Source organism: Klebsiella quasipneumoniae subsp. quasipneumoniae (genome assembly GCF_020525925.1).
In the GTDB taxonomy this organism is placed as follows: domain Bacteria; phylum Pseudomonadota; class Gammaproteobacteria; order Enterobacterales; family Enterobacteriaceae; genus Klebsiella; species Klebsiella quasipneumoniae.
In genome coordinates this window covers 1,859,861-1,886,855 of sequence record NZ_CP084876.1, presented here as the reverse complement: position 1 = coordinate 1,886,855, position 26,995 = coordinate 1,859,861, and the positions used below count along the sequence as shown (strand labels likewise).

At 58.3% G+C, this 26,995-nt stretch carries 27 protein-coding genes; 12 read left to right on the top strand and 15 right to left on the bottom strand.

The genetic code is table 11. The features are described 5' to 3' along the window. Nucleotides 1–9: 9 nt before the first annotated feature. The 3 genes from LGM20_RS09140 (at nt 10) to dcuR (ending at nt 3,475) form a co-directional block, all read left to right on the top strand. On the top strand, nt 10–957 hold the full coding sequence (locus tag LGM20_RS09140) for an AEC family transporter (RefSeq protein ID WP_044523982.1): 948 nt from the start codon (nt 10–12) through the stop codon (nt 955–957). A 62-nt stretch (nt 958–1,019) separates the two neighbouring features. After that, on the top strand, nt 1,020–2,705 hold the full coding sequence (locus tag LGM20_RS09135; RefSeq protein WP_044523983.1) for an NAD-dependent malic enzyme: 1,686 nt from the start codon (nt 1,020–1,022) through the stop codon (nt 2,703–2,705). Nucleotides 2,706–2,758: 53 nt separating this feature from the next. Further along, entirely contained in the window at nt 2,759–3,475 is a 717-nt protein-coding gene (gene dcuR, locus LGM20_RS09130; RefSeq protein ID WP_023290248.1) for a two-component system response regulator DcuR, read from the top strand. A 30-nt stretch (nt 3,476–3,505) separates the two neighbouring features. Here the strand turns inward: dcuR and lpxM are convergent, their stop codons facing one another. From lpxM to znuA, 3 genes are all read right to left on the bottom strand, one after another. Beyond that, nucleotides 3,506–4,477: a lauroyl-Kdo(2)-lipid IV(A) myristoyltransferase gene (gene lpxM, locus LGM20_RS09125; RefSeq protein ID WP_044523984.1), complete on the bottom strand. Its 972-nt coding sequence runs from the start codon at nt 4,475–4,477 to the stop codon at nt 3,506–3,508. Between the two features lie 117 nt (nt 4,478–4,594). Then, nucleotides 4,595–5,914 (bottom strand): murein DD-endopeptidase MepM, encoded by a 1,320-nt coding sequence (gene mepM / locus LGM20_RS09120; RefSeq protein WP_023290249.1) that lies wholly within the window; start codon nt 5,912–5,914, stop codon nt 4,595–4,597. 15 nt (nt 5,915–5,929) lie between these two features. Further along, nucleotides 5,930–6,874, bottom strand: coding sequence for a zinc ABC transporter substrate-binding protein ZnuA (gene znuA / locus LGM20_RS09115; RefSeq protein WP_032428922.1), 945 nt, complete (start codon nt 6,872–6,874; stop codon nt 5,930–5,932). Nucleotides 6,875–6,985: 111 nt separating this feature from the next. On the opposite strand from znuA, the gene znuC reads away from it, so the two are divergent. Together znuC and znuB are read left to right on the top strand one after the other, a co-directional pair. Beyond that, nucleotides 6,986–7,705: a zinc ABC transporter ATP-binding protein ZnuC gene (znuC, locus tag LGM20_RS09110; RefSeq protein ID WP_228958578.1), complete on the top strand. Its 720-nt coding sequence runs from the start codon at nt 6,986–6,988 to the stop codon at nt 7,703–7,705. Then, complete coding sequence (znuB, locus tag LGM20_RS09105) at nt 7,705–8,490, top strand: zinc ABC transporter permease subunit ZnuB (protein ID WP_044523985.1); 786 nt, start codon at nt 7,705–7,707, stop codon at nt 8,488–8,490. The genes znuC and znuB overlap by 1 nt, the downstream gene beginning before the upstream one ends. 62 nt (nt 8,491–8,552) lie before the next feature. Here the strand turns inward: znuB and ruvB are convergent, their stop codons facing one another. The 6 genes from ruvB to aspS all read right to left on the bottom strand — a co-directional run bounded on the left by ruvB (nt 8,553) and on the right by aspS (nt 13,819). Continuing rightward, the gene (gene ruvB, locus LGM20_RS09100) at nt 8,553–9,563 is read right to left on the bottom strand and encodes a Holliday junction branch migration DNA helicase RuvB (protein WP_004148860.1); all 1,011 of its coding nucleotides are present in this window, start codon (nt 9,561–9,563) and stop codon (nt 8,553–8,555) included. 8 nt (nt 9,564–9,571) lie between these two features. After that, complete coding sequence (ruvA, locus tag LGM20_RS09095; protein ID WP_002911454.1) at nt 9,572–10,183, bottom strand: Holliday junction branch migration protein RuvA; 612 nt, start codon at nt 10,181–10,183, stop codon at nt 9,572–9,574. Between the two features lie 79 nt (nt 10,184–10,262). Continuing rightward, nucleotides 10,263–10,784, bottom strand: coding sequence for a crossover junction endodeoxyribonuclease RuvC (gene ruvC, locus LGM20_RS09090; protein ID WP_004203412.1), 522 nt, complete (start codon nt 10,782–10,784; stop codon nt 10,263–10,265). A 34-nt stretch (nt 10,785–10,818) separates the two neighbouring features. Continuing rightward, nucleotides 10,819–11,559 (bottom strand): YebC/PmpR family DNA-binding transcriptional regulator, encoded by a 741-nt coding sequence (locus LGM20_RS09085; protein ID WP_002911459.1) that lies wholly within the window; start codon nt 11,557–11,559, stop codon nt 10,819–10,821. Between the two features lie 27 nt (nt 11,560–11,586). Beyond that, on the bottom strand, nt 11,587–12,030 hold the full coding sequence (gene nudB / locus LGM20_RS09080; protein WP_002911477.1) for a dihydroneopterin triphosphate diphosphatase: 444 nt from the start codon (nt 12,028–12,030) through the stop codon (nt 11,587–11,589). 1 nt (nt 12,031) lies between these two features. Next, nucleotides 12,032–13,819 (bottom strand): aspartate--tRNA ligase, encoded by a 1,788-nt coding sequence (gene aspS, locus LGM20_RS09075; RefSeq protein ID WP_023290254.1) that lies wholly within the window; start codon nt 13,817–13,819, stop codon nt 12,032–12,034. A gap of 267 nt (nt 13,820–14,086) precedes the next feature. Between aspS and LGM20_RS09070 the strand changes: the two genes are divergently transcribed. The 5 genes from LGM20_RS09070 to cmoB are packed head-to-tail and all read left to right on the top strand — an operon-like array spanning nt 14,087 to nt 17,700. Continuing rightward, on the top strand, nt 14,087–14,653 hold the full coding sequence (locus LGM20_RS09070) for a hydrolase (RefSeq protein ID WP_025711105.1): 567 nt from the start codon (nt 14,087–14,089) through the stop codon (nt 14,651–14,653). Next, entirely contained in the window at nt 14,650–15,468 is an 819-nt protein-coding gene (locus LGM20_RS09065) for a DUF72 domain-containing protein (RefSeq protein ID WP_044523987.1), read from the top strand. The genes LGM20_RS09070 and LGM20_RS09065 overlap by 4 nt, the downstream gene beginning before the upstream one ends. A gap of 52 nt (nt 15,469–15,520) precedes the next feature. Next, nucleotides 15,521–15,916: an MAPEG family protein gene (locus LGM20_RS09060; protein ID WP_008804243.1), complete on the top strand. Its 396-nt coding sequence runs from the start codon at nt 15,521–15,523 to the stop codon at nt 15,914–15,916. A 39-nt stretch (nt 15,917–15,955) separates the two neighbouring features. Next, a complete protein-coding gene (gene cmoA / locus LGM20_RS09055; RefSeq protein ID WP_004203422.1) occupies nt 15,956–16,699 on the top strand; it encodes a carboxy-S-adenosyl-L-methionine synthase CmoA in 744 nt (247 codons plus the stop codon). After that, nucleotides 16,696–17,700, top strand: coding sequence for a tRNA 5-methoxyuridine(34)/uridine 5-oxyacetic acid(34) synthase CmoB (gene cmoB, locus LGM20_RS09050; protein WP_044523989.1), 1,005 nt, complete (start codon nt 16,696–16,698; stop codon nt 17,698–17,700). Before cmoA ends, cmoB begins: the two co-directional genes overlap by 4 nt. Before the next feature lie 80 nt (nt 17,701–17,780). Here cmoB and cutC read toward each other — a convergent pair whose 3' ends face one another. Both cutC and LGM20_RS09040 read right to left on the bottom strand, forming a co-directional pair. Then, nucleotides 17,781–18,524 carry a copper homeostasis protein CutC gene (gene cutC, locus LGM20_RS09045; protein WP_044523991.1) on the bottom strand — a complete coding sequence of 248 codons (744 nt, stop codon included), beginning with the start codon at nt 18,522–18,524 and terminating at the stop codon, nt 17,781–17,783. 76 nt (nt 18,525–18,600) lie between these two features. Continuing rightward, on the bottom strand, nt 18,601–19,170 hold the full coding sequence (locus LGM20_RS09040) for a VOC family protein (RefSeq protein WP_023290260.1): 570 nt from the start codon (nt 19,168–19,170) through the stop codon (nt 18,601–18,603). A 236-nt stretch (nt 19,171–19,406) separates the two neighbouring features. Between LGM20_RS09040 and argS the strand changes: the two genes are divergently transcribed. Then, the gene (argS, locus tag LGM20_RS09035; protein ID WP_004203428.1) at nt 19,407–21,140 is read left to right on the top strand and encodes an arginine--tRNA ligase; all 1,734 of its coding nucleotides are present in this window, start codon (nt 19,407–19,409) and stop codon (nt 21,138–21,140) included. Between the two features lie 60 nt (nt 21,141–21,200). On the opposite strand, the gene bglB is transcribed toward argS, so the two are convergent. Beyond that, entirely contained in the window at nt 21,201–22,340 is a 1,140-nt protein-coding gene (gene bglB / locus LGM20_RS09030) for a beta-galactosidase BglB (protein WP_044523994.1), read from the bottom strand. Nucleotides 22,341–22,344: 4 nt separating this feature from the next. Then, nucleotides 22,345–23,928, bottom strand: coding sequence for an MFS transporter (locus LGM20_RS09025; RefSeq protein WP_023290263.1), 1,584 nt, complete (start codon nt 23,926–23,928; stop codon nt 22,345–22,347). Between the two features lie 356 nt (nt 23,929–24,284). Here LGM20_RS09025 and uspC point away from each other — a divergent pair, with 356 nt between their 5' ends. After that, nucleotides 24,285–24,713 (top strand): universal stress protein UspC, encoded by a 429-nt coding sequence (gene uspC, locus LGM20_RS09020; protein WP_004203433.1) that lies wholly within the window; start codon nt 24,285–24,287, stop codon nt 24,711–24,713. A 23-nt stretch (nt 24,714–24,736) separates the two neighbouring features. On the opposite strand, the gene otsA is transcribed toward uspC, so the two are convergent. Together otsA and otsB are read right to left on the bottom strand one after the other, a co-directional pair. Continuing rightward, nucleotides 24,737–26,161: an alpha,alpha-trehalose-phosphate synthase gene (otsA, locus tag LGM20_RS09015; protein WP_032453397.1), complete on the bottom strand. Its 1,425-nt coding sequence runs from the start codon at nt 26,159–26,161 to the stop codon at nt 24,737–24,739. Then, nucleotides 26,136–26,924 (bottom strand): trehalose-phosphatase, encoded by a 789-nt coding sequence (gene otsB / locus LGM20_RS09010; RefSeq protein ID WP_023290265.1) that lies wholly within the window; start codon nt 26,922–26,924, stop codon nt 26,136–26,138. Before otsB ends, otsA begins: the two co-directional genes overlap by 26 nt. Nucleotides 26,925–26,995: the final 71 nt, after the last annotated feature.

Genomic DNA, 26,995 nt, shown 5'->3' with positions numbered 1-26,995 from the left:
GGACATTTTATGCCTTCACTGCTCTTGCAATCTCTTTTCCCGTTGGTATTTATCATGCTGCTCGGATGGCTTAGCGGTAAACTCGGCTATACCCGCCGTGAGGACGCCTCCGTTCTTGCCACGGTGGTTATCCGCTTTGCCCTTCCTTTTCATCTTTTTATCGGCGCATTACATACCAGCCCGGATAAAATAAAAAACTTCACCTTTATGGCGGTGCTGGTTATTGGTCTGATGGGGTCGTATTTTCTTACGCTACTGATCTCGCGCTACGTTTTTCGTCATGATATTAAAACCAGCGCGATTCAGTCGCTGGTTTGCGCCTTCCCCGATATGGCCTACTTTGGCGCCCCCGTGCTGGCGGTGCTGATAGGTCCGGAGGGCTTTCTCGGGGTGCTTATCGGAAACCTGGTGACCAGCGTGTTGATGATCCCTCTGACCATCATCCTGATCCGCATGGGAGACCAGCCCGGAGACGCTGAGGCTCCCCAGCTCCACGCCAAGCAGTTGATCCTGCAAAACCTACTTAACGCCGTGCGAAATCCCATTGTCTGGATCCCCATTTCCGGGGTGCTGCTCAGCCTGGCCGGGATCCAGCTGCCGCCTCTGCTCAGCGTGCCCGTCGAAATGGTGGGTAAAATCGCCGGCGGTCTGTCACTGTTCGCCCTTGGGCTGCTGTTTTACGGTGAACGTCCGACGGTCAATATTCAAACCTGCACCAACATTAGTATTAAAAACCTGATCCAGCCGGCCATGATGGCGCTGGCCGGGCTGGCCTTTGGGCTCAGTCATACCCTGATGCAACAGGTTATTATCATTGGTGCGACGCCTTCCGCTATCGCGGCGGGGATGTTTGCCCTGCGCAGCGATACCTATATTGAACCCGCCTCATCTTCTATTTTGCTGGGCACCGCCATCGGTGTGGTCACCGAAGGCGTCATGATTTATCTCATTTCGTAATCACAGAAATAAAACACCAAGACATCAGGCAATGTTTTAATTTGATATTCAGGAGTCACGTAATGTTAGCCACAGAAACCTTATACACCCCCTATAACGGTGCTGTCCTGCTGGAAAACCCGTTATTAAATAAAGGCCTCGCGTTTACGGAAAGCGAACGCACAGCGTTTAATCTTCAGGGACTGTTACCGCACAATGTGGAAACCATTGAGGAACAAACCGAGCGCGCATGGGGTCAGTTTTGTCAGTTCAAAAAAAGCATTTCGCGCCATATTTATCTCAGAAATATTCAGGACACAAACGAGACGTTATTCTATAACCTGCTGCGCAGCCATATGAAAGAGACGCTGCCCATTATTTATACCCCGACGGTGGGTGAAGCGTGCGAACACTTTTCAGAAATATATCGCCGGGGACGCGGCCTGTTCATCTCCTGGCCCAACCGTCACCATATTGACGAGATGCTGCAGGGGTTTTCCCGCAACGATATTAAAGTCATCGTGGTAACCGATGGCGAGCGTATTCTGGGGCTGGGCGACCAGGGGATCGGCGGTATGGGGATCCCCATTGGCAAACTCTCGTTATATACCGCCTGCGGGGGCATTCACCCGGCATCAACGCTGCCCATTATGTTAGATGTCGGGACCAACAATCCGCAGCATCTGGAGGATCCGCTGTATATGGGCTGGCGACATCCGCGCATCAGCGATGAGCAGTACCTGGAGTTTATGGACATGTTTGTCCATGCCATTCAGCAGCGCTGGCCGACTGTATTGCTCCAGTTTGAAGATTTTGCCCAAAAGAATGCCACGCGACTGCTCAACCGCTATCGACACCAGCTGTGCTGTTTTAACGATGATATTCAGGGAACCGCCGCCGTGACCTCGGGAACCCTGATCGCTGCCGCTGCCGCCGCCGGGACGTCGCTCCGCGACCAGCGGGTGGTTTTCCTGGGCGGCGGTTCGGCCGGATGCGGCATTGCGGAAAAAATCATTGCGCTGATGGTGGATGATGGGCTCTCAGAAACGGAAGCACGTCGCCGCATCTTTATGGTTGACCGCTTTGGTCTGCTGACTGATGAGATGCCTAATCTGCTCAATTTTCAGCGCGAGCTGGTCACCCCCCGAGCCAATATCGCCCACTGGGATACCGAGGCGGCCCAGCTGTCGCTGATGGATGTCGTACGCAACGTCCACCCTACCGTGCTGATCGGCGTGTCAGGCCAGCCGGGGCTGTTTAGCGAAGAGATAGTGAAAGAGATGCATCGGCACTGCCCGCGCCCGATTATTATGCCGCTCTCTAACCCCACCTCCCGAGCCGAGGCCCAGCCGAAGGATCTGCTGGAGTGGACCCGGGGTAGCGCGCTCATCGCCACCGGCAGCCCGTTCGACCCTGTCTTCTATAACGGCAAAACCTACGACATTGCCCAGTGCAACAACGCCTATATTTTCCCCGGTCTGGGGCTGGGGATCCTTGCCAGTAAAGCCGAGCGCGTCACCGAAGCAATGCTTATCACCTGCAGTAAAACGCTGGCCGCCCACTCGCCTCTGGCGACCCGCGAAACCGGCGGTTTACTGCCGCCGGTGGAAGAGATCGAGATGATCTCACGGGCTATTGCCGCAGAGGTCGCCCGCGCGGCTCAACTCGACGGCGTAGCGCCGCAGATTGACGAGGCGCAGCTGGCGGCGAACATCGATAAAACCTTTTGGCGAGCGCGCTACACCGCGTATAAACGTTCGTCATTGTGATCGCTCATCTCGCGGGAAGCCGGCTGGCTTCCCGCCACTCGGGGGAACCACCCATGTTCAATGTGCTGATTGTCGATGATGATCCTATGGTGGCCGAACTGAACCGGTTGTTTATCAGCCAGGTAGCTGATTTTCACTGCTGCGGAGTCGCGGCGACGATCGCCGATGCTAACGCGATGCTGAGCCATCTGGCGCCGATCGATCTGCTGCTGCTGGATGTCTATATGCAACAGGAGAGCGGCCTGGACCTGCTGCCGGCGCTTCGCGCTGATGGGCGGAATATTGATGTCATCATGATGACGTCCGCCGCCGATGCGCTCACCGTGCAGACGGCGCTGCGCTATGGCGTGGTTGATTACCTGATTAAACCGTTTCAGTTTCCGCGCTTTGAGGAAGCCCTGCGAACCTGGCGCAATAAACGCGATGCGAAGCAAGCGAAATCCTGCTACGCCCAGGCGGATATCGACACCCTGCTACGCCGCGGGGTTCAACAACAGGACGGCCCCCGCCGCTTGCCGAAAGGGCTGACGCCGCAAACGCTTCGCCTGGTGTGCCGGTGGATAATCGCTCATCAGGCGCGAGATTTTTCAACCAATGAGCTGGCGGCGGCACTGCAGATCTCCAGAGTTTCATGCCGCAAATACCTGATTTGGCTGGAGCAGATCAACGTGCTCTTCACCAGCAATCACTACGGTATCACCGGCCGACCGGAGTATCGTTACCGGCTTGCGGCTGAGAACATGATGTTGCTGACGCAATATAGCCAGTGAGCCGGGAATGCCCACTGGCGCGCCTGCAGACTACTTCTTAGGGTACAGCTCTTTGCGTTTGTAGGGCTCGATTTCACCCGGCTTGCGCGTCTTCAGCAACTTCAGGATCCAGGTGTACTGCTCGGTGTGCGGCGTAACAAACACCTCCACCTCTTCGTTCATCCGCCGGGCGATCGTTGTATCGTCAGCGTCCAGCAGATCGTCCATCGGCGGGCGCACCAGCACCGTCAGGCGATGCGTTTTGCCATCGTAGACCGGGAACAGCGGAACGACGCGGGCGCGGCATACCTTCATTAAACGGCCAATCGCCGGCAGCGTGGCCTTATAGGTCGCGAAGAAATCCACAAACTCGCTGTGCTCAGCGCCGTGATCCTGATCGGGGAGATAGTAGCCCCAGTAACCCTGGCGCACCGACTGAATAAACGGTTTGATCCCGTCGTTGCGCGCGTGCATCCTTCCGCCAAAACGACGACGTACGGTATTCCACACGTAATCGAAGACCGGGTTACCCTGGTTGTGGAACATCGCCGCCATCTTCTGCCCGCCGGAGGCCATCAGCATCGCCGGGATATCCACGCCCCATGCGTGCGGGACGAGGAAAATCACCTTTTCATTATTGCGCTGCAGCTCGTCGATGATCGCTTTACCCTGCCAGTCGACGCGGGCGAGAATTTTCTGCGGATCGCGCAGGCCCAGCTCGGCCATCATCACCATCGCCTGCGGCGCCGAGGCGTACATGGCGTCGATGATCGCTTCCCGCTCGTGCTCGCTTTTATCCGGGAAGCAATACAGCAAATTAATCTGCGCCCGGCGGCGCGAGCTTTTCGCCAGACGCCCGACCAGACGACCGAGTTTGCCGAGGAGCGGATCGCGAAAGGAAGGCGGCGTCAGCGCAATACCGGCGAAGGCAAAGACCCCCAGCCAGGCGCCCCAGTAGCGCGGCAGTAAAAAAGATTTTTCAAACTTAGGGATAAACTCAATATTATTTTTTTTCGTTTCCATGCCCAATCCGCAGATCGACTGCTTAATCAAGATAATGGGATAGTGTAGCGAGACGTTGGGTATCCTACAAAATAAAAAGCCGGCGCCCTGGGGCACCGGCTTTCCACTGACCGGTGGTTAGTCAAACCGTAGCTGCGGAACGACCTCTTTGACCTGCGCCAGATAATCGGTACGGTCGGAGCCGCTCAGCCCTTCGGTACGCGGCAGTTTCGCCGTCAGCGGGTTGACCGCCTGCTGGTTGATCCACACTTCGTAGTGCAGGTGCGGCCCGGTTGAGCGTCCGGTATTCCCCGACAGCGCAATACGATCCCCGCGCTTCACTTTCTGCCCCGGCTTCACCAGCAGCTTACGCAGGTGCATGTAGCGAGTGGTATAGGTACGGCCGTGGCGGATGGCCACGTAATACCCGGCGGCGCCGCTACGCTTGGCCACCACCACTTCGCCATCACCCACCGCCAGCACCGGCGTTCCCTGCGGCATCGCGAAATCGACGCCACGGTGCGGCGCGACGCGCCCGGTGACCGGGTTCAGACGACGCGGGTTAAAGTTAGAGGAGACGCGGAACTGACGCGCCGTCGGGAAGCGCATAAAGCCTTTCGCCAGCCCCGTCCCGTTGCGGTCGTAGAATTTTCCGTCTTCGGCACGGATGGCAAAGTAGTCCTTCCCGTCAGAACGCAGACGCACGCCAAGCAGCTGGCTTTGCTCGCGTTTGCCGTCAAGCATTTCGCGCGACATCAATACCGAGAACTCATCGCCTTTCTTCAGCTTACGGAAATCCATCTGCCACTGCATGGCCTTGATCACCGCGCTGATTTCCGTGCTGGTCAGCCCGGCATCGCGCGCGCTGGAGACAAAGCTGGCGCCGACGGTGCCTTTCAGCACGCTGTTGACCCAGTCGCCTTTCTGCAGCTCGCTGCTCATTTTAAAGCCGTTAGCCACGCGGGTGTAGGTGCGGGTTTCGCGGCGGGACATCTCCCAGGTCAGACTCTGCAGATCGCCGTCGGCGGTCAGGGTCCAGGAGAGCTGCTGGCCAATCTTCAGATTACGCAACTCTTTATCGGCGGAGGAGAGCTGGGCGATATCACCCATATCGATACCGTACTGGTTCAGGATGCTGCTGAGGGTATCGCCGGTCGACACCACGTATTCGTGCCCGCCGGCATCGCTATCGGCTTTTTCGTCGAGTTCATCCTGAGGAATGGCTTCTTCTTCCTGCGGGGCCTGGTCGATCGGCTCGGAGGCTTCCGGCAGCAGGGAGCGGATCTCGCTTTTTTCCAGTTCAATGGTTCTGACGATGGGGGCGGATTCCGGGTGGTAAATGTAGGGTCGCCAGACGGCGACCGCTAAGGTAAGAACGCTAAGCGACCCCAGCATGACGCGATGAGGTCGTGGCAGATTGTTAAATGCCTGAGTGACAGCGCGGGCTATCTGTTGCACGTATTCACTTCCTCGTTAATCTCCTTTCAGGCAGCTCGAATACTGATTCGCCAGCTGGGTGAGGAATTGCGGGTAACTCGCTTTACCCAGCTTAATTCCGCTACCCAGTGGATCCAGGGTCCCCATGCGCACAGACGTGCCCCGGGCAACAGCTTCGATAACCGCTGGCCTGAACTGTGGCTCAGCAAAAACGCAAGTGGCTTTCTGCTCAACCAGTTGTGTTCTGATTTCGTGTAAACGCTGCGCACCGGGCTGTATTTCAGGGTTGACGGTAAAATGCCCCAGCGAGGTCAAACCGTAGTGTTTTTCAAAGTAACCGTAGGCGTCATGAAAAACGAAATAGCCCTTTCCTTTCAGCGGTGCCAGCTCATTGCTAACCTGCTTGTCGGTCGCCGCCAGCGCGGCCTCGAACTGCTGCAGGTTGCTGTCGAGTTTGGCTCGACTCTGCGGCATAAGTTCCAATAATTTATCGTGGATTGCAACCGCCGAAAGCCGCGCTATCTCTGGGGATAACCACAGATGCATATTGTAGATACCGTGATGGTGATCGCCGTCACTTTTTTCCGCTGCGCCATGGTCATGACCATGATGATCGTCATCGTCGTCAGCGCCGGTCATCAGCAGCGGTTTGACCCCATCCAGCTCTGCGATAGTCACCTTTTTATTCGCCGCAATGCTTTGCGTCGACTTATCCATAAAGGCTTCCATTTCCGGACCGATCCACACCACTAAGTCTGCGTTCTGTAAGCGTTTTACATCGGAAGGACGGAGAGAATAATCATGCTCGGAGGCGCCATCGGGCAGCAGCACCTGGGTGTCGGTAACCCCATCGGCGATAGCCGCCGCGATAAAGCCCAGCGGTTTCATGGAAGTCACCACGGCGGCACTGGCCTGCGGTACCTGTGCGAACAAAAAAACAGCGCCAAGTCCAGCGCAAAGAAGCGTATTTTTATGTAACATAATGCGTCTAGTCATCGAAACGAGTGAGTGTGATGTGATATTATAACATTCACTAGCTTGTGCAACCCCTAAATGATTATGACAAACCTTGTAACGCTGGAAAATGTCTCGGTGGCCTTTGGCCAACGCCGCGTGCTGTCTGACATCTCGCTGGCTCTCACGCCAGGCAAAATATTGACCCTGCTGGGCCCCAACGGCGCCGGCAAATCGACGCTTGTGCGGGTGGTTCTGGGGCTGGTAGCACCGACAGAGGGTGTTATCAAGCGCGAAGAACGCCTGCGGATCGGCTATGTGCCGCAGAAACTGCATCTCGACGCCACGCTGCCGCTGACCGTCAGCCGCTTCCTGCGTTTGCGTCCGGGCACCCGCAAAGACGACATCCTGCCGGCGCTGAAGCGCGTGCAGGCCGGGCATCTGATCGACGCCCCGATGCAAAAACTTTCCGGCGGAGAAACCCAGCGCGTGCTGCTGGCCCGCGCCCTGCTCAATCGCCCGCAACTGCTGGTGCTGGATGAACCGACCCAGGGCGTCGACGTCAATGGTCAGGTTGCGCTCTACGATCTTATCGACCAGCTGCGCCATGAGCTGGACTGCGCGGTGCTGATGGTCTCCCACGACCTGCATCTGGTCATGGCCAAAACCGACGAGGTATTGTGCCTGAACCAGCATATCTGCTGCTCCGGCGCACCAGAGGTCGTCTCAATGCATCCGGAGTTTATCTCCATGTTCGGCCCGCGCGGCGCGGAACAGCTGGGGATCTACCGCCATCACCATAATCACCGCCACGATCTTCAGGGGCGAATTGTACTGCGTCGGGGAAACAGCCGCTAATGATTGAACTTTTGTTACCTGGCTGGCTGGCCGGGATGATGCTGGCCTGCGCCGCCGGCCCGCTGGGCTCCTTTGTGGTCTGGCGCCGTATGTCCTATTTCGGCGACACGCTGGCGCATGCCTCGCTGCTCGGCGTCGCTTTCGGTTTACTGCTGAACGTCAATCCGTTTTATGCGGTGATCGCCGTCACCCTGCTGCTGGCCGGCGGGCTGGTATGGCTGGAAAAACGGCCGCATCTGGCGATCGATACCCTGCTGGGCATCATGGCGCACAGCGCGCTCTCCCTGGGGCTGGTGGTGGTCAGTCTGATGTCTAACGTCCGCGTCGATCTGATGGCGTACCTGTTCGGCGATCTGCTGGCGGTTACCCCGCAGGACCTGATCGCCATTGCCATGGGCGTGGTGATTGTGATTGGCATTCTGCTCTGGCAGTGGCGGAATCTGCTGGCGATGACCATCAGTCCGGACCTGGCGTTTGTCGATGGCGTGAAGCTGCAGCGGGTCAAACTGCTGTTGATGCTGGTCACCGCCCTGACTATCGGCGTGGCGATGAAGTTCGTCGGGGCGCTGATCATCACTTCCCTGCTGATTATCCCGGCCGCCACCGCCCGCCGTTTTGCCCACACGCCGGAGCAGATGGCCGCCGTGGCGGTGGGCGTGGGCATGCTGGCCGTCACCGGCGGGTTAACCTTCTCGGCTTTCTACGACACGCCGGCCGGTCCATCGGTGGTGCTGTGCGCCGCGGCGCTGTTTATTCTCAGCATGACGAAAAAAGCCGCCAGCTAAAAATGAAAAACCCGGTCGCGCTGCTGACCGGGTCTCCCGATGAACGACACATCCGTAGCGAACTACGGCATCTCCGGCGGCGTAATCCCGAAATGATTCCAGGCGCGCACCGTCGCCATTCTTCCCCGCGGCGTACGCTGCAGAAAACCCTGCTGAATTAAGTAGGGCTCCAGCACATCTTCAATGGTTTCCCGCTCTTCGCCAATCGCGGCGGCGAGGTTATCCAGCCCCACCGGTCCGCCGAAGAACTTATCTATCACCGCCAGCAGCAGCTTGCGGTCCATATAGTCGAAACCTTCCGCATCGACGTTGAGCATATCCAGCGCCTGGGCGGCAATGTCGGCGGAGATGGTGCCGTCGTGGCGCACTTCCGCGAAGTCACGCACCCTACGCAGCAGACGGTTGGCAATACGCGGCGTGCCGCGTGAACGGCGGGCCACTTCCAGCGCGCCCTCGTCGCTCATCTCCAGCCCCATATGGCGGGCGCTGCGGCTGACAATATGCTGCAGATCGGGGATCTGATAGAACTCCAGACGCTGCACGATGCCAAAGCGGTCGCGCAGCGGCGAAGTCAATGAACCGGCCCGGGTGGTGGCGCCGATCAGGGTAAACGGCGGCAGGTCGATTTTAATCGAGCGCGCCGCCGGACCTTCGCCAATCATGATATCCAGCTGGTAATCTTCCATTGCCGGATAGAGCACCTCTTCCACCACCGGCGAGAGGCGATGGATCTCATCGATAAACAGCACATCATGCGGTTCAAGGTTGGTGAGCATCGCGGCGAGATCGCCCGCTTTCTCCAGCACCGGGCCGGAGGTGGTACGCAGATTCACCCCCATTTCATTGGCGACGATATTGGCCAGGGTGGTTTTCCCCAACCCTGGCGGGCCAAAAATCAGCAGGTGATCGAGGGCGTCGCCGCGCAGCTTCGCCGCCTGGATAAAAATCTCCATCTGCGAACGCACCTGCGGCTGGCCGACATACTCTGCCAGCAATTTTGGGCGGATGGCGCGGTCAGCGGCCTCTTCGAAGCCGCTGCTGTCTGCCGATACCAGCCGGTCTGCTTCAATCATCCCTTACCTCACAACGCGGCGCGCAGCGCTTCGCGGATTAGCGTTTCACTGTTGGCGTCCGGACGCGCGATCTTGCTGACCATCCGGCTGGCCTCCTGCGGTTTATAGCCCAGCGCGACCAGCGCGGCAACCGCTTCCTGCTCGGCATCGTCCGCCGTTGGGCCTGCCGGTGAGGTCAGTACCAGATCGGCGGCCGGGGTAAACAGATCGCCGTGCAGCCCTTTGAAGCGGTCTTTCATCTCAACGATCAAGCGTTCAGCGGTTTTTTTGCCAATCCCCGGCAGCTTAACCAGCGAGGCGACCTCTTCCCGCTCAACGGCGTTGACGAACTGCTGCGCCGACATGCCGGAGAGGATCGCCAGCGCCAGCTTTGGCCCTACGCCGTTGGTTTTGATCAGTTCTTTAAACAGGGTACGCTCCTGTTTGTTGTTAAACCCATACAGCAGTTGGGCATCTTCACGCACCACAAAGTGGGTGAAGACAATCGCCTCCTGCCCGGCCTCCGGCAGCTCATAGAAGCAGGTCATTGGCATGTGCACTTCATAGCCGACGCCCGCCGTTTCCAGCAACACCAGCGGGGGTTGTTTTTCGAGAATGATGCCTCTGAGTCTGCCTATCACGTGGGGCTCCTGCGTTATGGTCTAAGTATCTGGCGGTATCATAAAAAAAGGCTGGATAGATATCCAGCCTGATTTGCGATTATCGTAAGCGCCCTCGCGCCAGATTGAGCCGGGTCTCGCTGATCTGCGCGGCATTCTGGCTGACATGGCAATGGGTGATGGCGATCGCCAGCGCATCCGCCGCATCCGCCTGCGGATTGGCAGGCAGCTTGAGCAGGGTGCGCACCATGTGCTGGACCTGACTCTTTTCAGCGCTGCCGATGCCGACAACCGTCTGCTTAACCTGGCGGGCGGCATATTCAAACACCGGTAACGACTGATTGGTCGCCGCCACGATCGCCACCCCGCGCGCCTGCCCGAGCTTTAACGCCGAGTCGGCATTCTTGGCCATAAAGACCTGCTCAATGGCGAAAAAGTCAGGCTGGAACTGGGTGATGATCTCCGTCACTCCGGCGTAGATCAGCTTCAGCCGCGACGGCAAATCGTCCACTTTGGTGCGGATACAGCCGCTGCCAAGGTAGCTCAGCTGCCGGCCAACCTGACGAATCACGCCATAACCGGTAACGCGCGACCCCGGGTCAATGCCGAGAATAATAGCCATCACGCGCCTCCGGTTAACCGTGGATGCGACTGCATCACAGGGTGGCTGCGACCTCGTCGGAGATCTCGCCGTTATGGTACACTTCCTGCACGTCGTCGCAGTCTTCGAGCATATCGATCAGACGCAGCAGCTTCGGCGCCGTCTCGGCATCCATATCCGCTTTGGTGGACGGGATCATCGAGACTTCGGCAGCGTCGGCTTTCAGGCCAGCGGCTTCCAGCGCGTCGCGCACGGCGCCCATCTCTTCCCAGGCGGTGTAGACGTCGATCGCGCCGTCGTCATAGGTCACCACGTCTTCAGCGCCAGCTTCCAGCGCCGCTTCCATGATGGTGTCTTCATCGCCTTTCTCGAAGGAGATGACGCCTTTTTTGCTGAACAGGTAGGAGACGGAACCGTCGGTGCCGAGGTTACCACCGGTTTTAGTGAAGGCGTGACGTACTTCCGCAACGGTACGGTTACGGTTGTCGGACAGGCATTCCACCATCACCGCGGTGCCGCCAGGGCCATAGCCTTCATAAATGATGGTTTCCATGTTCGCGTCTTCATCGCCGCCGACGCCGCGCGCGATGGCGCGGTTCAGGGTGTCGCGGGTCATGTTGTTAGACAGCGCTTTATCCACCGCCGCACGCAGACGCGGGTTGGACGCCGGATCGCCGCCGCCCAGACGCGCTGCGGTAACCAGTTCGCGAATGATTTTCGTAAAGATTTTACCGCGCTTGGCATCCTGTGCCGCTTTGCGGTGTTTGGTGTTGGCCCATTTACTATGACCTGCCATAAAAAACTCTCCAAAAAGCGCGCCCTTTCAGGCGGCGTTAATTACAAATTCTTCAATCGCCTGCCGGTTGCTCCACGACTTGGTCAGCGCAGCGGCTTCCGTCGCGCTGACCCAGCGGTAGGCCAGATGTTCGGTAAAGGTAATTTCCCGCTCATGAGGCAGCGCAAGACAGAACCAAAATTCCGTATTACGCTCCACTCCCGGCGCATAGCGATGACGCAAATGAGAAAATATCTCGAACTCCACCGTGCGCTGACAGTCGATTAAGGTCAGTTGCTCGCAGGCAACGTCAATGGCGACCTCTTCCTTTACTTCACGCGCGGCGGCCTGCAGCGCGGTCTCTCCTGCTTCCAGGCTGCCGGTGACCGACTGCCAGAACGCGGGATCGTCGCGCCGCTGCAACATCAGCACCCGTTTGGTATCTTCGGCGTAAATCACCACCAGCACCGAAACGGGCAGCTTAAATGACATATTACTTGTTCTCCAGAGACGCTTTTGCCTCTTTCTCCACAACCTGAATACCCAGTTCACTGAGCGCCGCCGGATTGGCGAAGCTTGGCGCTTCGGTCATCAGGCAGGCGGCAGCGGTGGTTTTCGGGAAAGCGATAACGTCGCGGATGTTATCGGTGCCGGTCAGCAGCATGGTCAGACGGTCAAGACCGAACGCCAGGCCCGCATGCGGCGGGGTACCGTATTTCAGCGCATCGAGCAGGAAGCCGAATTTCTCACGCTGTTCCTGTTCGTTAATGCCCAGAATACCAAATACCGTCTGCTGCATGTCGCCGCGGTGGATACGCACCGAACCGCCGCCGACTTCATAACCGTTAATGACCATATCGTAGGCGTTGGCCACGGCCTCTTCCGGCGCAGCTTTCAGCTCGTCCGCCGTCATATCCTTCGGCGAGGTGAACGGATGGTGCATCGCCGTCAGGCCGCCTTCGCCGTCGTCTTCGAACATCGGGAAGTCGATCACCCACAGCGGCGCCCATTTGCTCTCGTCAGTCAGGCTCAGATCTTTGCCCAGCTTCAGACGCAGCGCGCCCAGCGCGTCGGCCACCACTTTCTTGTTGTCGGCGCCGAAGAAGATCATGTCTCCGTCCTGCGCGCCGGTGCGGTCGAGGATCGCTTCCACGATTTCAGCGGTCAGGAACTTGGCCACCGGGCTGTTGATCCCGTCCATGCCTTTGGCACGTTCGGTCACTTTAATATAGGCCAGCCCTTTCGCGCCGTAGATCTTGACAAAGTTGCCGTATTCGTCGATCAGCTTGCGGGTCAGAGAAGCCCCGCCCGGCACGCGCAGCGCCGCCACGCGCCCTTTCGGATCATTGGCCGGGCCGGCAAAGACCGCGAACTCCACTGATTTCAGCAGGTCGGCGACGTCCACCAGCTCCATCGGGTTACGCAGGTCCGGTTTATCGGAGCCGTAGCGACGTTCGGCTTCGGCGAAGGTCATGATCGGGAAATCGCCCAGATCGACGCCTTTAATCTCCAGCCACAGCTGACGCACCATCGCTTCCATGATCTCACGCACCTGCGGCGCGGTCATAAAGGAGGTTTCCACGTCGATCTGGGTAAATTCAGGCTGACGGTCGGCACGCAGGTCTTCATCGCGGAAGCATTTGACGATCTGATAGTAGCGGTCGAAGCCGGACATCATCAGCAGCTGTTTGAACAGCTGCGGCGACTGCGGCAGCGCGTAGAATTTGCCTTTGTGCACGCGGGAAGGCACGAGGTAATCGCGGGCGCCTTCCGGGGTGGCTTTGGTCAGCATCGGGGTTTCGATGTCGAGGAAGCCATGGTCATCCATAAAGCGGCGCACAAAGCTGGTGATTTTCGCGCGGGTTTTCAGACGCTGCGCCATTTCCGGACGACGCAGGTCGAGGTAGCGGTATTTCAGACGCGCTTCTTCGGTGTTGACGTGATTGGAGTCCAGCGGCAGCGATTCTGAGCGGTTAATGATCGTCAGATCGGAAGCCAGCACTTCGATAGCGCCGGTGGCCATGTCCGCGTTGATGTTTTTCTCTTCACGCGCGCGAACGGTGCCAGTGACCTGAATGCAGAACTCATTACGCAGTTCAGAGGCTAACTTCAACGCATCCGCACGATCCGGATCGAAAAACACCTGAACGATGCCTTCGCGGTCGCGCATATCGATAAAAATGAGGCTACCGAGATCGCGACGGCGGTTGACCCAACCACACAGAGTCACCTGCTGCCCAACGTGGGACTGTCGAAGCTGTCCGCAATATTCTGTACGCATGAGATATCCCTTAACTTAGCCGTCGGCGGATTGTCGTCTGCCCTGCAGGCGACGAGGTCGCAGCTTTAGCTGATGTCACAACTGAATGAAAAAAGGCGGCTATTATACTGGAAATTCTGTCGTTCGATAAGTCCGACGCACGATGTACGCTGCTTTGCTGCGCGCTTAACGTCCACACTCACATAAATTAACAAAATTTGTTACCCTTTTGCTGAAGCCGCAAAGGTATTGTAGCCGCCTGACAACAGATGAAGATACGGGGATACCATGTTAGAACTCAATGCGAAAAACACGGCGCTGGTGGTGATCGATCTGCAGGAAGGCATTCTGCCTTTTGCCGGCGGCCCACATCGGGCTGACGAGGTGGTGGCGCGCGCCGCCCGCCTGGCAGACAAGTGCCGACAACAGGGTTCGCCGGTCATCATGGTCCGCGTCGGCTGGTCGGCCGATTTCGCCGAAGCGCTGAAACAGCCTGTCGACGCGCAGGCCGGGGCGCATACGCTGCCTGAGAACTGGTGGACCTACCCGGCCACGCTGGGTAAGCAGGAGAGCGATATCGAAGTGACCAAACGCCAGTGGGGCGCGTTCTATGGCACCGACCTTGAGCTTCAGCTGCGTCGCCGCGGTATCGACACCATTATTCTCTGCGGCATCTCCACCAACATCGGCGTCGAATCCACCGCCCGCAACGCCTGGGAGCTGGGCTTTAACCTGGTCATTGCCGAAGATGCCTGCAGCGCCGCCTCCGCCGAGCAGCATCAGGGCAGTATGACGCATATTTTCCCGCGCATCGGCCGCGTGCGCAGCACCGAGGAGATCCTCGCCGCGTTATGATTTATATTGGGCTTCCCCAGTGGTCGCACCCGAAATGGGTGCGCCTTGGCATCACCAGCCTTGAAGAGTACGCCCGCCACTTCAATTGCGTCGAGGGCAACACCACCCTGTATGCGCTACCGAAGCCGGAGATTGTCGCCCGCTGGTACGAACAGACCCACGATGACTTCCGCTTCTGCTTTAAATTCCCGGCGACTATCTCGCACCAGGCCGCCCTGCGCCACTGCGACGATTTAAGCCATGAATTCTTCACCCGCCTGGCGCCGCTGGCCTCGCGCATCGGCCAGTACTGGCTGCAGCTGCCGGCGACCTTCGGCCCTCGCGATCTCCCGGCGCTATGGCATTTTCTCGACGCACTGCCGAAGGATTTCACCTACGGCGTCGAAGTTCGTCACCCCGAGTTCTTCGCCAAAGGGGAAGCGGAACAGCAGCTCAACCGCGGGCTGCACCAGCGCAGCGTCAACCGCGTGATCCTCGACAGCCGCCCGGTCCATAGCGCTGCGGCCACCAGTCCGGCGATGATCGACGCGCAACAAAAGAAACCGAAGGTGCCGGTGCATGCGGTGATGACCGCCCGGCAGCCAATGGTGCGCTTTATCGGCGGCGACGATATGGTCCATAACCGGGAACTGTTTCGCGTCTGGCTGCAGACGCTGCCGAAATGGCATCAGTCAGGGACGCCGTGGCTGTTCCTGCATACCCCCGATATTGCCTACGCGCCGACGCTGGTCGATACCCTGTGGGGCGATCTGCGCGCCGCCCTGCCGGCGGCAGGAAATGCGCCGTCGATTCCGCAGCAATCTTCTCTTTTCTGATATCCTGCTATCATATCCGGAGCCATCTGCCAGAGTTAAAGGGAGTTTTCGTATGGTCAGCGCGCTGTATGCCGTTTTAGGTGCGTTATTGTTAGTGAAGTTCTCATTTGACGTGGTGCGTTTGCGCACCCAATACCATGTAGGCTACGGCGACGGCGGCTTCAGCGAGCTGCAGGTCGCCATCCGCGTTCACGGCAATGCCGTCGAATATGTGCCGATTGGCCTCATTTTACTGTTATTTATGGAGATGAACGGCGCCCAGACCTGGATGGTGCACGTTTGCGGCATTTTATTGATCGTCGGACGACTGATGCACTCCTGGGGTTTTCATCACCGCGTCTACCACTGGCGCCGCTCCGGCATGAGCGCCACCTGGTGCGCGTTGTTGCTGATGGTGCTGGCCAATCTCTGGTATATGCCCTGGGAGTTGGTTTTCTCCCTCCGTTAGCGCACAATACGCCGTTTTCGTTTTTTCGGGTTTAACGTTATGTCTCACCGCGATACGCTTTTTTCCGCGCCGATTGCCAGCCTTGGCGACTGGACCTTTGATGAACGGGTTGCTGAAGTCTTCCCCGATATGATCCAGCGTTCTGTGCCTGGCTACTCCAATATCATCTCGATGATCGGCATGCTGGCCGAGCGCTTCGTTCAGCCCCACACCCAGGTTTACGATCTTGGCTGTTCGCTGGGCGCCGCCACCCTCTCCGTGCGCCGCAATATTAGCCATCCGGGATGTCGCATTATCGCCATCGACAACTCCCCGGCGATGGTGGAGCGCTGCCGTCGCCATATTGACGCCTATAAAGCGCCGACGCCGGTCGAGGTGATTGAAGGGGATATCCGCGATGTGGCCATTGAAAACGCCTCGCTGGTGATCCTGAACTTTACCATTCAGTTCCTTGAGCCGGGCGATCGTCAGGCGATCCTGAATAAAGTCTATCAGGGGCTGAATCCCGGCGGCGCGCTGGTGCTCTCGGAGAAATTCAGCTTCGAAGACGCCCACGTCGGTGAGCTGCTGTTCAATATGCATCATGACTTTAAGCGCGCGAACGGCTACAGCGAGCTGGAGATTAGCCAGAAACGCAGCATGCTGGAAAACGTGATGCTGACCGACTCTGTGGAAACCCATAAAAAACGCCTGCGTCAGGCGGGGTTCGAACATGCTGAACTGTGGTTCCAGTGCTTTAACTTTGGCTCGCTGGTGGCAGTAAAATCCGGGGAGCAGGCATGATCGACTTCAGTAACTTTTATCAGCTGATCGCCAAAAGCCCGCTGTCTCACTGGCTGGAGACGCTGCCTGCCCAGGTAGCCGCCTGGCAGCGCGAGGCCCTGCACGGCAAGTTTCGCGAATGGGAGCGCGCCGTTGAGTTTCTTCCGGAATTAACGCCCTGGCGTCTGGACCTCCTGCACAGCGTCACCGCCGAAAGCGAAACGCCGCTCAGCGAAGGCCATCGGCTGCGGGTAGAAAACCTGCTTAAAAACCTGATGCCATGGCGCAAAGGCCCTTATTCGCTGTATGGCATCAACATCGATACCGAATGGCGCTCCGACTGGAAATGGGAGCGCGTCATGCCGCATCTGTCCGATCTTAGCGGACGGACCATCCTCGACGTGGGCTGCGGCAGCGGCTATCACATGTGGCGGATGATCGGCGCGGGCGCGCATCTGGCGGTCGGCATCGATCCCACCCAGCTGTTCCTGTGCCAGTTTGAAGCGGTGCGTAAGCTGCTTGGCAACGACCAGCGGGCGCATCTCCTGCCGCTGGGCATCGAGCAGCTCCCGGCGCTGGAGGCCTTTGACACCGTGTTCTCGATGGGCGTGCTCTACCATCGCCGCTCGCCGCTGGACCACCTGTGGCAGCTGAAAGATCAGCTGGCGCCGGGTGGCGAGCTGGTACTGGAGACGCTGGTGGTCGAAGGCGATGAAAATACGGTGCTGGTTCCGGGCGATCGCTATGCGCAGATGCGCAACGTCTATTTTATTCCCTCCGCGGCGGCCCTGAAAATGTGGCTGGAGAAGTGCGGGTTTATCGATGTGCGCATCGTCGACGCCTGCGTCACCTCGACGGAAGAGCAGCGGCGCACCGAATGGATGACCAGCGAATCGCTGGCCGATTTCCTCGACCCACAGGATCAGCGCAAAACCGTGGAAGGCTATCCGGCGCCGCTGCGCGCGGTGATTATCGCCACCAAACCGGAAACGCAGCAGTCGCTGGCGAAGAAAGCGAGATAAAAAAAGGCCCCTGTTTAATGGGCAGGGGCCTGGTACGGGCAATCATCATATTGGGCGACATGATGTGCAGCAAAAACCGTTTAACTTCTGTCAGCGGAAATTATCTTTTTCATCTCCGCCACCGCTGCGCCATTGACGGCGTAGCGCCTGTATTCGTCCGCATCGGGATCGGCTGACATCGAAACGCCTGGATGACGAAAGCGCATTTCCGATGGCAACCACTGGCCTGCAGAGCTATGAACCTCTTTCACCCCCGCCTGCAGAAACAGCGGCAGGTTCGCGGCGCGCACTCCCGCACCGGCCATAATGATTGGAGTATCCCCTGCGGCAATAAGTTCCGTAATTAATGAAATACCTTTCTCCGCCGAGGATTGCTGACCGGAAGTCAGGATACGTTTAACCCCCAGCTCACCCAGCGTCTCCCAGGCCTGACGCGGGTCGGCGCACAGATCGAACGCGCGATGAAAGGTCACCGCCAGCGGCCCGGCCGCGGCCATTATTTTTTTCATCAGCGGGATATCGACCTGACCATCGGCATTCAGCACGCCGGTCACCAGCCCGGGAAAGCCGAGCTCCCGCACCATGCGGATATCGCCAAGCATCGCGGCGAACTCCTCTTCGGTGTAGCAGAAATCGCCGCCGCGCGGGCGGATAATCGGATGCACCGGGAGGGTAATCGCCTCGCGGACCGAGACCAGCACCCCGTAAGAGGGTGTTAGTCCCCCTTCCTGCGGCGCGGCGCAGAGTTCAATACGATCGGCGCCGCAGCGCTCAGCCTCCCGGGCGCACGCCATGCTGTAACAACAAACTTCCAGTACCGCCATTGCTCACTCCCTGATCCAGACAACCTTCTCAGCATGTCATGATATCACGCGGCAGACGCCGCGCGGCTTCACACTGTTACGTATCGGCTTGCTCGCTGGCGACGATTTGTTCAATAGACCATGGGTGAAATTTGACCGTCACGCTGCCGTCGGTGACCGCCAGGGTGGGATTCGGCAGACGCTCATGTTCCCCTTTCGGCGAGCTGGTTTTGACGACGATCCCCGGCTGGCTGAGTCCGTCATCGGCCAGCAGCGCCAGAGCGCGGGCATTTAAGGTAGCCGGATCGCCGGGCAGGACAATTTCGATATGCTCCCAGCCTTCATGGGGATAACGCTTTTCACCCGGCCACGGCAGCTCAACGATATGAAAGCGCCAGTGCGCCACGCAGACCGGCTCCGCCAGTTTAAACAAGCAGATAGGCCGACCGTTGATCATATTCTCCGACAGCAGGGTTCCGCACTGCGCCAACCCACTGCGCCAGCGCTCCGCGGTGGCGTTCTGATGACAGCGCAGGGAGATATGGTCGGCGTCGAGTCCGCCGATCTCCAGTCCCAGTCGCGCAGCGAAGCGCTGTAGCGCATCGGAAAATCGCGGGAGATCCGCCGTAATATCGGCCAGTTGTTCAATCTGCTGCCAGTTCGCCATGGGTTTGCTCGTCACTTATGTTCATCAATTATAAAAAGGCTAATCTACCGTGTTTTAGGCCGCGGACCAACCGCCACCCTGCCGCTGCGTGACCGACCGACGATGGATTGCCCATGCCGCCGCGCCGCGCGCGATGCTGACGGACGGGGACAAATGCAGTATACTCCCGCCCTAATTTGTCCACATTCCGGCGCCGCCTCCCTCGGGGGCTGGCGCATTACACGTAAGGTATTCCGGTGAATATTCAGGCTCTTCTCTCAGAAAAAGTTAGCCAGGCCCTGATCGCGGCAGGCGCGCCTGCCGATTGCGAACCTCAGGTCCGCCAGTCAGCAAAAGTTCAGTTCGGTGACTATCAGGCCAACGGCGTGATGGCTGTCGCCAAAAAGCTGGGCATGGCGCCGCGACAACTTGCAGAGCAGGTACTGTCTCATCTTGACCTCAACGGCATTGCCAGCAAGGTTGAAATCGCCGGGCCGGGCTTTATCAATATTTTCCTCGACCCCGCGTTCCTGGCGGACAACGTCAACCGCGCGCTGCAGTCAGAACGCCTGGGCGTCGCCACGCCGCAGGTACAGACCATCGTCGTCGACTACTCGGCGCCAAACGTGGCGAAAGAGATGCACGTCGGCCATCTGCGTTCGACCATCATTGGCGATGCCTCGGTCCGTACCCTGGAGTTCCTGGGCCATAAGGTGATCCGCGCCAACCACGTCGGCGACTGGGGCACCCAGTTCGGCATGCTGATCGCGTATCTGGAAAAACAGCAGCAGGAAAACGCCGGCGAGATGGCCCTGGCCGACCTCGAAGGTTTTTATCGCGAAGCGAAAAAACACTACGACGAAGACGAAGCCTTCGCCGAGCGCGCGCGCAGCTACGTGGTTAAGCTGCAGGGCGGCGATGAGTACTTCCTGCAGATGTGGCGTAAGCTGGTGGACATCACCATGTCGCAGAACCAGATCACCTACGATCGCCTGAATGTGACGCTGACCCGCGATGACGTGATGGGCGAAAGCCTGTACAACCCGATGCTGCCGGGGATCGTCGCCGATCTGAAAGCCAAAGGGCTGGCCGTGGAGAGCGAAGGCGCCACCGTGGTGTTTCTTGATGAGTATAAAAACAAAGAAGGCGAACCGATGGGCGTCATCATCCAGAAAAAGGATGGCGGCTACCTCTATACCACTACCGATATCGCCTGTGCGAAGTATCGCTATGAAACACTGCACGCCGACCGCGTGCTCTACTACATCGACTCCCGTCAGCACCAGCACCTGATGCAGGCGTGGACCATCGTGCGTAAAGCAGGCTATGTGCCGGACTCCGTGCCGCTGGAACACCATATGTTCGGCATGATGCTGGGTAAAGACGGCAAGCCGTTTAAAACCCGCGCCGGCGGCACCGTGAAGCTGGCGGATCTGCTGGACGAAGCGCTGGAGCGCGCGCGTCGCCTGGTGGCCGAGAAGAACCCGGAGATGTCCGCTGATGAGCTGGAAAATCTGGCGAAAGTGGTGGGTATCGGCGCGGTGAAATACGCCGACCTGTCGAAAAACCGCACCACCGACTACGTTTTCGACTGGGATAATATGCTGGCGTTCGAAGGCAACACCGCGCCGTATATGCAGTATGCCTATACCCGCGTGCTCTCCGTGTTCCGCAAAGCCGGCATTGACGAAAACGCCCTCACCGACGCGCCGGTGGTGATTGCGGAAGATCGCGAAGCCCAGCTGGCCGCGCGCCTGCTGCAGTTTGAAGAGACCCTCTCCGTGGTCGCTCGCGAAGGGACGCCGCACGTGATGTGCGCCTACCTCTACGATCTGGCGGGCCTGTTCTCCGGTTTCTACGAGCACTGCCCGATCCTCAGCGCGGAAAGCGAAGCGACCCGCAACAGCCGCCTGAAGCTGGCGCTGTTGACGGCGAAAACCCTCAAGCTGGGTCTCGATACCCTCGGTATCGAAACCGTCGAGCGTATGTAAAACCAACCCGGCGAAAGCCGGGTTAGTTTTTTCAGGCGCCGCGCCTGCGGGGTCTCCTGCTCAGAAATACTTGCGCAGATACTCGGTCAGACAGAGGATCGCCATCGCCTGGCCGTAGGGCATCGAGGTGAGCGGGATCTGGCGATAGAAATCAAGGTCTGACCCCATTCCGGTGCCAAAGGAAGTCTGCAGCAGCTCCCCCTGCGGCGAAATATTCTGCACAATTCCGCGAATCGCTTTTTCAGCCACCCCGGCATAGTGCTGCCCGACATATCGCTTGCGCACCGCTTTGAGTATGCCGTAGGCAAAGCCGGCGGTCGCCGAGGCCTCTGGATAAGAGTGCGGGTCGTCCAGCAGGGTATGCCACAGGCCGCTGTCGTCCTGACATTTCGCTAAGGCGGCAATTTGCGCGTTCAGCACCTCGGTCAGATAGCGCCGTACCGCATTCCCTTCCGGGAGATCCACTAACTCAAGAAAATCCGGGATCACCATAGTGAGCCAGCTGTTGCCCCGCGCCCAGCGCGCCCGGGCAAAATTATGCCGACCGTCATAGCTCCAGCCGTGAAACCACAGCCCGGTTTCCCGGTCCATCAGGTTCTGCACGTGGAGCAGGAACTGATAGGTCGCCTCCTCCACATACTGCGGACGGTGAAGCAGCTTGCCAATTTTGGCTAACGGCAACACGGTCATCATCAGGGTGTCATCCCACATTTGCTGGTGGTTTTCTTCCGCCAGGGTGATGTGCTGCATGCCGCCCTGCTCGGTACGAGGCATCTCATACATTGCCCACTCCGCCCAGCTCTCCAGCCACGGCAGATACGCCTTACATCCGGTCTCTTCAAAGCGACAGGCCAGGGTCAGGAACGGCGCCATGGTGTTGACGTTTTTGGTCGTTGCCCCCTCGGCGAAACGGTCGGCAAACCAGCGGTCAATAATATCGCGCATCTCGAGATCGCCGGTTTGCTGATAATACTGATAGATGCCATACAGCCCGACGCCGTGGGTCCACTCCCAGCCGGCCCAGCCTTTGGTATCAATAACGCGCCCGTCATCCAGGCGCAGTAAAAATTGCCCGCTCTCATCCTTAATATTCACCAGGTTTTGCGTCACGTTGCGGATGAGCGCCTGCAGTTCGCTACGGGCGATAAAACGCTCAGGCTGACAGAGTAATGGGCTATGTTTTACCGGCCAAACTTTCATGTTGTTAACCTCGGGTATATGTCGAATTCAAAGCGCCGCCCTGGGTGAGCGCCGGGGCAGCAGGTTTATGACGATTCAGGTAGCCAATATTGTTATTTCCCCACAGGCAGTCGTAGGGCATCCCCGCCAGCATCTCGACGACCGCGCGGTGTTCTGCACTGGTCAGTTCCGGCTGGGCGTGACCGCTTTCGCGCATTCTTAGGGTTTCGCTGCGCAGGACGCTGTGGGTATGCAGATTGAGTTTGAAGCGCAGCGAAACGAGGAAGCCGCAGGCTAAGACCACCAGCGTGCCGACGCTGAGGATCAGCAAAATGGTATGGCTGACCCCTTCAGGCTGTATTTTTTGCCCGGAGACAAACCCCGACAGCTGCATGATGATGCCCACCAGCATCACCGCCCCCGCCTGCGAGGCTTTGCGGGTCAGCGTCATGATGCCGGCAAAAATCCCCTCCCGGCGCTGGCCGGTGATCGCTTCGTCGACGTCGGCAATATAGGTGTAGGTATTCCACGGTACGTAGTTAATCCCGCCGCGTCCCAGTCCGGCGACAGCAGAGATGAGCAGCAATAACGAATAGACGTCGCTCAGTCCGGCGTAATAGAGCAGCGCATAGGAGAGCGAGCTCAGGCCAAAGAGGACCACCACCATGCGGTACGACGGCGCGGGGCCAAAGCGAATGCACAGCGGGATCATGGCGATCACGGCGATAAACTGGAAAATCGCCATCGTCCCCAGCAGATTCGAGGCGACAGAGGCCTCCTGCATCAGAACAAAGACCACGTAATAGGTGAACACGGCATTGAAAACGTCCTGGGCGATATAGCCCCCCAGATACATGCCGAGGTGCTGGCGGAAGATTTTTATCCGCAGCGTGGAGCTCAGCTCAATCACCAGGCGATTGAGGCTCTGGGCGAGGGTTAAGTTCTGTTTTTCCGCTTCCGCCCGCAGCGCCGCCTCTGACCAGGCCTCACGCGGACGCTCCCAGGTGAAACACCAGACGAAGGTCAGCATCACCGCGCACAGGACCGAGAACACCAGACTGGCATAAAAGAACGAGCTGGCATTGTCTTTGCCGAGCCAGGTAAGGAGGATCCCCGGCAGAAAGGAGGCTAAAATCGCCGACATTTGCGCCATTGAGATGCGCGCGCCGGAGAATTTGGTTTTCTGTTTAAAGTCATCGGTCATCTCCGGCACCAGCGTCTCGTAGGGCACCAGAATCATGGTGTAGACCATATCAAACAGCAGATAGGTGATCAGGTAGTACCAGAAGCCCATCTCGCCAACCCACATCGCCGAGTAGCTGAATACGCATGGGATGCCGAGCAGAATAAAGAATTTTCTGCGGCCGAAGCGCTTGCCGAGCCAGGTGGTGCCGAAATTATCGGTGAGAAAGCCCATCAGCGGGCTCACCACCGCATCCAGTACGCGGGCGGAAGCGAATATCAGCGTGGCTTCTATCGGAGAGAGTCCGCAGAAGGTGGTGTAAAAGTAGAGCAGCCATGCGGCGGTTAGCGCCGTGGTGCCGGCGCCGAGGAAATCGCCCGCGCCGTAGGCCAGGTAGTTAGCCAGTCCAATCTTTCGTGTTTTCATCGCCGTGATCCTGTGTCTTTTTTTAAGAGAACGCCGACAATCTTTCCGGATTTGCCACCGGAAGGGAGTGGGTACCTGGCTACACTAAAAGCAGCGAAACGACGTTACCTTTGTGCTTTTGCCACGCAACCGCTGCCGGTGGCAAAATGACAAAGAGATGACGTCTTCACTTCACTCATTTATAAAACGGCATTTCTTTTAAATCAAAAGACAGGTTCACCATTGTGATCTGGCCGGAAAAACACCGACTGGCGAAGAGGCTCGCAAATCCCGGGATCGGCCCTTGCGCAGCCGGGTAAACAGGAGTAAAGAAATAAGGAAAGAAAGGGTTATTCCGCGTATCTCAAGGAGGCCAGATGCCTTATTCACATCTGCTGGTTGCCGTCGCGCCAACGCCGGAGAGTCAGGTATTAATTAAAAAAGCGGTGTCGATTGCCCGGCCCGTGAACGCGAAAGTGAGCTTTATCACCCTCGCCACGGATCCGGAGCTGTATAACCAGTTCGCTGCGCCGATGATGGAAAATCTGCGCGAGGTGATGCAGGAAGAGACGCGTGATTTTCTCAACGAGCTGGCGCGTCACGCGGACTACCCGATAGAAAAAATGACCATCGCCTGCGGCGAACTGGGCCATCATATTAAGGACTTCTGCCGGTCGCACCAGGTCGATCTGGTGATCTGCGGCAATCATAACCATTCCCTTTTTTCGCGCGCCACCTGCTCGGCGAAAAATATCGTCGGCAGCTGCGGCGTCGATGTCCTGCTGGTTTCCCTTGAAAAGGGCTAACGCCGGTTAGCCCTTTTCCTGAACTAGGCCAGTTTAGGGAACGTGGCTATCTTCCCCCGCAGGCGGCTCTCCTCACTGCGCGGTGAAATATGCTGCAGATCGTCGACAAAACGCGCCTGCCAGTTATGAATATCATTTTCTCTGATCACGTCCAGCATCGCAGAATGACGGGCAATACGTTCCGCCAGCGGCATGCTAAGGGCGCGATCCAGCGCGGCGGCAACCTCGTCGCGATCGTAGGGGTTGACGATCAGGGCGCTGGTCAGCTCCTGCGCCGCGCCGGCAAACTGCGACAGGACCAGTACGCCAGGGTTATCCGGATCCTGCGCCGCCACGTATTCCTTCGCCACCAGGTTCATACCATCGCGCAGGGGCGTCACCAGGCCGACGTCAGAGTAGCGGAAGACCTTCATCAGCAGCTTACGATCAAAATGCTGGTTCAGGTAGTAGAGCGGGGTCCAGCCAAGCTGGCCAAACTGGCCATTGATGCGCCCGGATGCAGTTTCCAGCTGGTGGCGGATATCCTGATAGGCCTGCACATCGCCGCGGGAGGTCGGTGCGATCTGGGTATAACGGATCTTGCCGTGATGCTGAGGATACTTCTCGAGCAGCGTCTCATAGGCGAGGAACCGCTCCGGCAACCCTTTCGAGTAGTCAAGCCGCTCCACCGAGAAGATATTCTTCACGTTTTTGAGCTCGTTTTTCAGCTGGACCAGTTTCGGCGGCAGCGGACCTTTGGCATTGCGCGTAATCTCGTCCGGATCGATCCCTATCGGATAAACCTCAGTGCTGAACGCCTTACCCCACGCCTGATAGCGTTTGTCTCCGAGGTCGGAGAGTCGGGTCTGCATGGCAATGCTGTCAAGAAACGCGGTTCTGTCGCTTTCAGTCTGGAAGCCCAACAGGTCGTAATCGCACAGTTGCTCCAGCAGCTCAGCGTGCGGCGGTAGCGCGTTAAAAATCTCCGGCGTCGGGAACGGAATATGCAAAAAGAAGCCGATCCGGTTGTTGACCCCACGCTTGCGCAGTTCGCTGGCGAAGGGCAGCAGATGGTAATCATGGATCCACAGCGTATCGTCTGGCTCGATCAGCGGCAGAAGCTTGTCCGCCAGCATGGCGTTAACTCGCTGATATCCCTCCCAGGCTTCGCGCTGGAAGCTGACCAGATCAAGACGATAATGGAACGCCGGCCACAGCACGGCATTAGAGAACTGGTTGTAGTATTCATCATGGTCACGTTCATTAAGGTTGAACGACGCCCATGAAATATTTCCGCGGGAGACCTGCTTCAGCGGTTGCTGGTCATCGCCAATTTCGCCGCTCCAGCCAAACCACAGACCCCCTGCCGCTTTCAGTGCCCCCAGGATGCCGACGGCCAGACCGCCAGCGCTCGATTTTTTATCGTCCGGTAAGGCGATACGGTTAGAGACTACGACTAAACGACTCATGGTCATCCCTCCTTTCGGTTTGCGCGTCATACGCCAGATGTTGCAACCACGTCCTTACGGCGGCGGCATCCGCCAACCGCCAGTGCGCCTGGGTTTCCCCGGCGCCCACTTTTATCGACATTCCCTGCAGTTGATTAACCACGCTGAATCCCGCTTCGTCGGTCAAATCATCGCCGACAAAAACCGGTTCGCGACCGGCAAACGGCGCTTCCTGCATGAAGGCGGTGATCGCCTCCCCTTTGTTGACACCGCGGGGTTTAATCTCCACTACGCACTTGCCAAGCTGTAACGCCAGCAGCGGGTAGCGCTGAACGATGCGCTGCGCCAGCTCCAGCACCGCGCTCTGCTGCTGCGGCGCCTGGCGGTAGTGGAGCGCGAAGGCCATCTCTTTACTCTCCAGCTCGCACCCGGGGAGCGCCTGCAACGCCGAGGTCAGCTCAGCCGCGATTTCATCGCGCAGAGCCGACGGCAGAGAGACAATATAGGTTTTACCATTGATATCACGGCGTTCAGCCCCGTGAACACCGGCCAGCGGTAGCCGCCAGGGATGGGTTAGCGCGTCAAGTTCAGACATTGAGCGCCCTGAAATCAATGCCACCGCCCCGCCCTGCTGCCGGGCCAGCGCGTTGAGCGCCTGCAGCGTGTTGTCGGGTATCACCACCTGATCGGGGTGCGGCTGGATATCGGCAAGAGTACCGTCGAGGTCAAAGAAAAAAGCGTAGTTTCCGGTTAGCGCAGGCGGTACAGATATCTGGTTATCCACCCTGTTTCCTCCTTATCATGGCCAGCCGAAGCTGGTTGTTAATTATATGTTAGCCATGTAAGTATAGACAG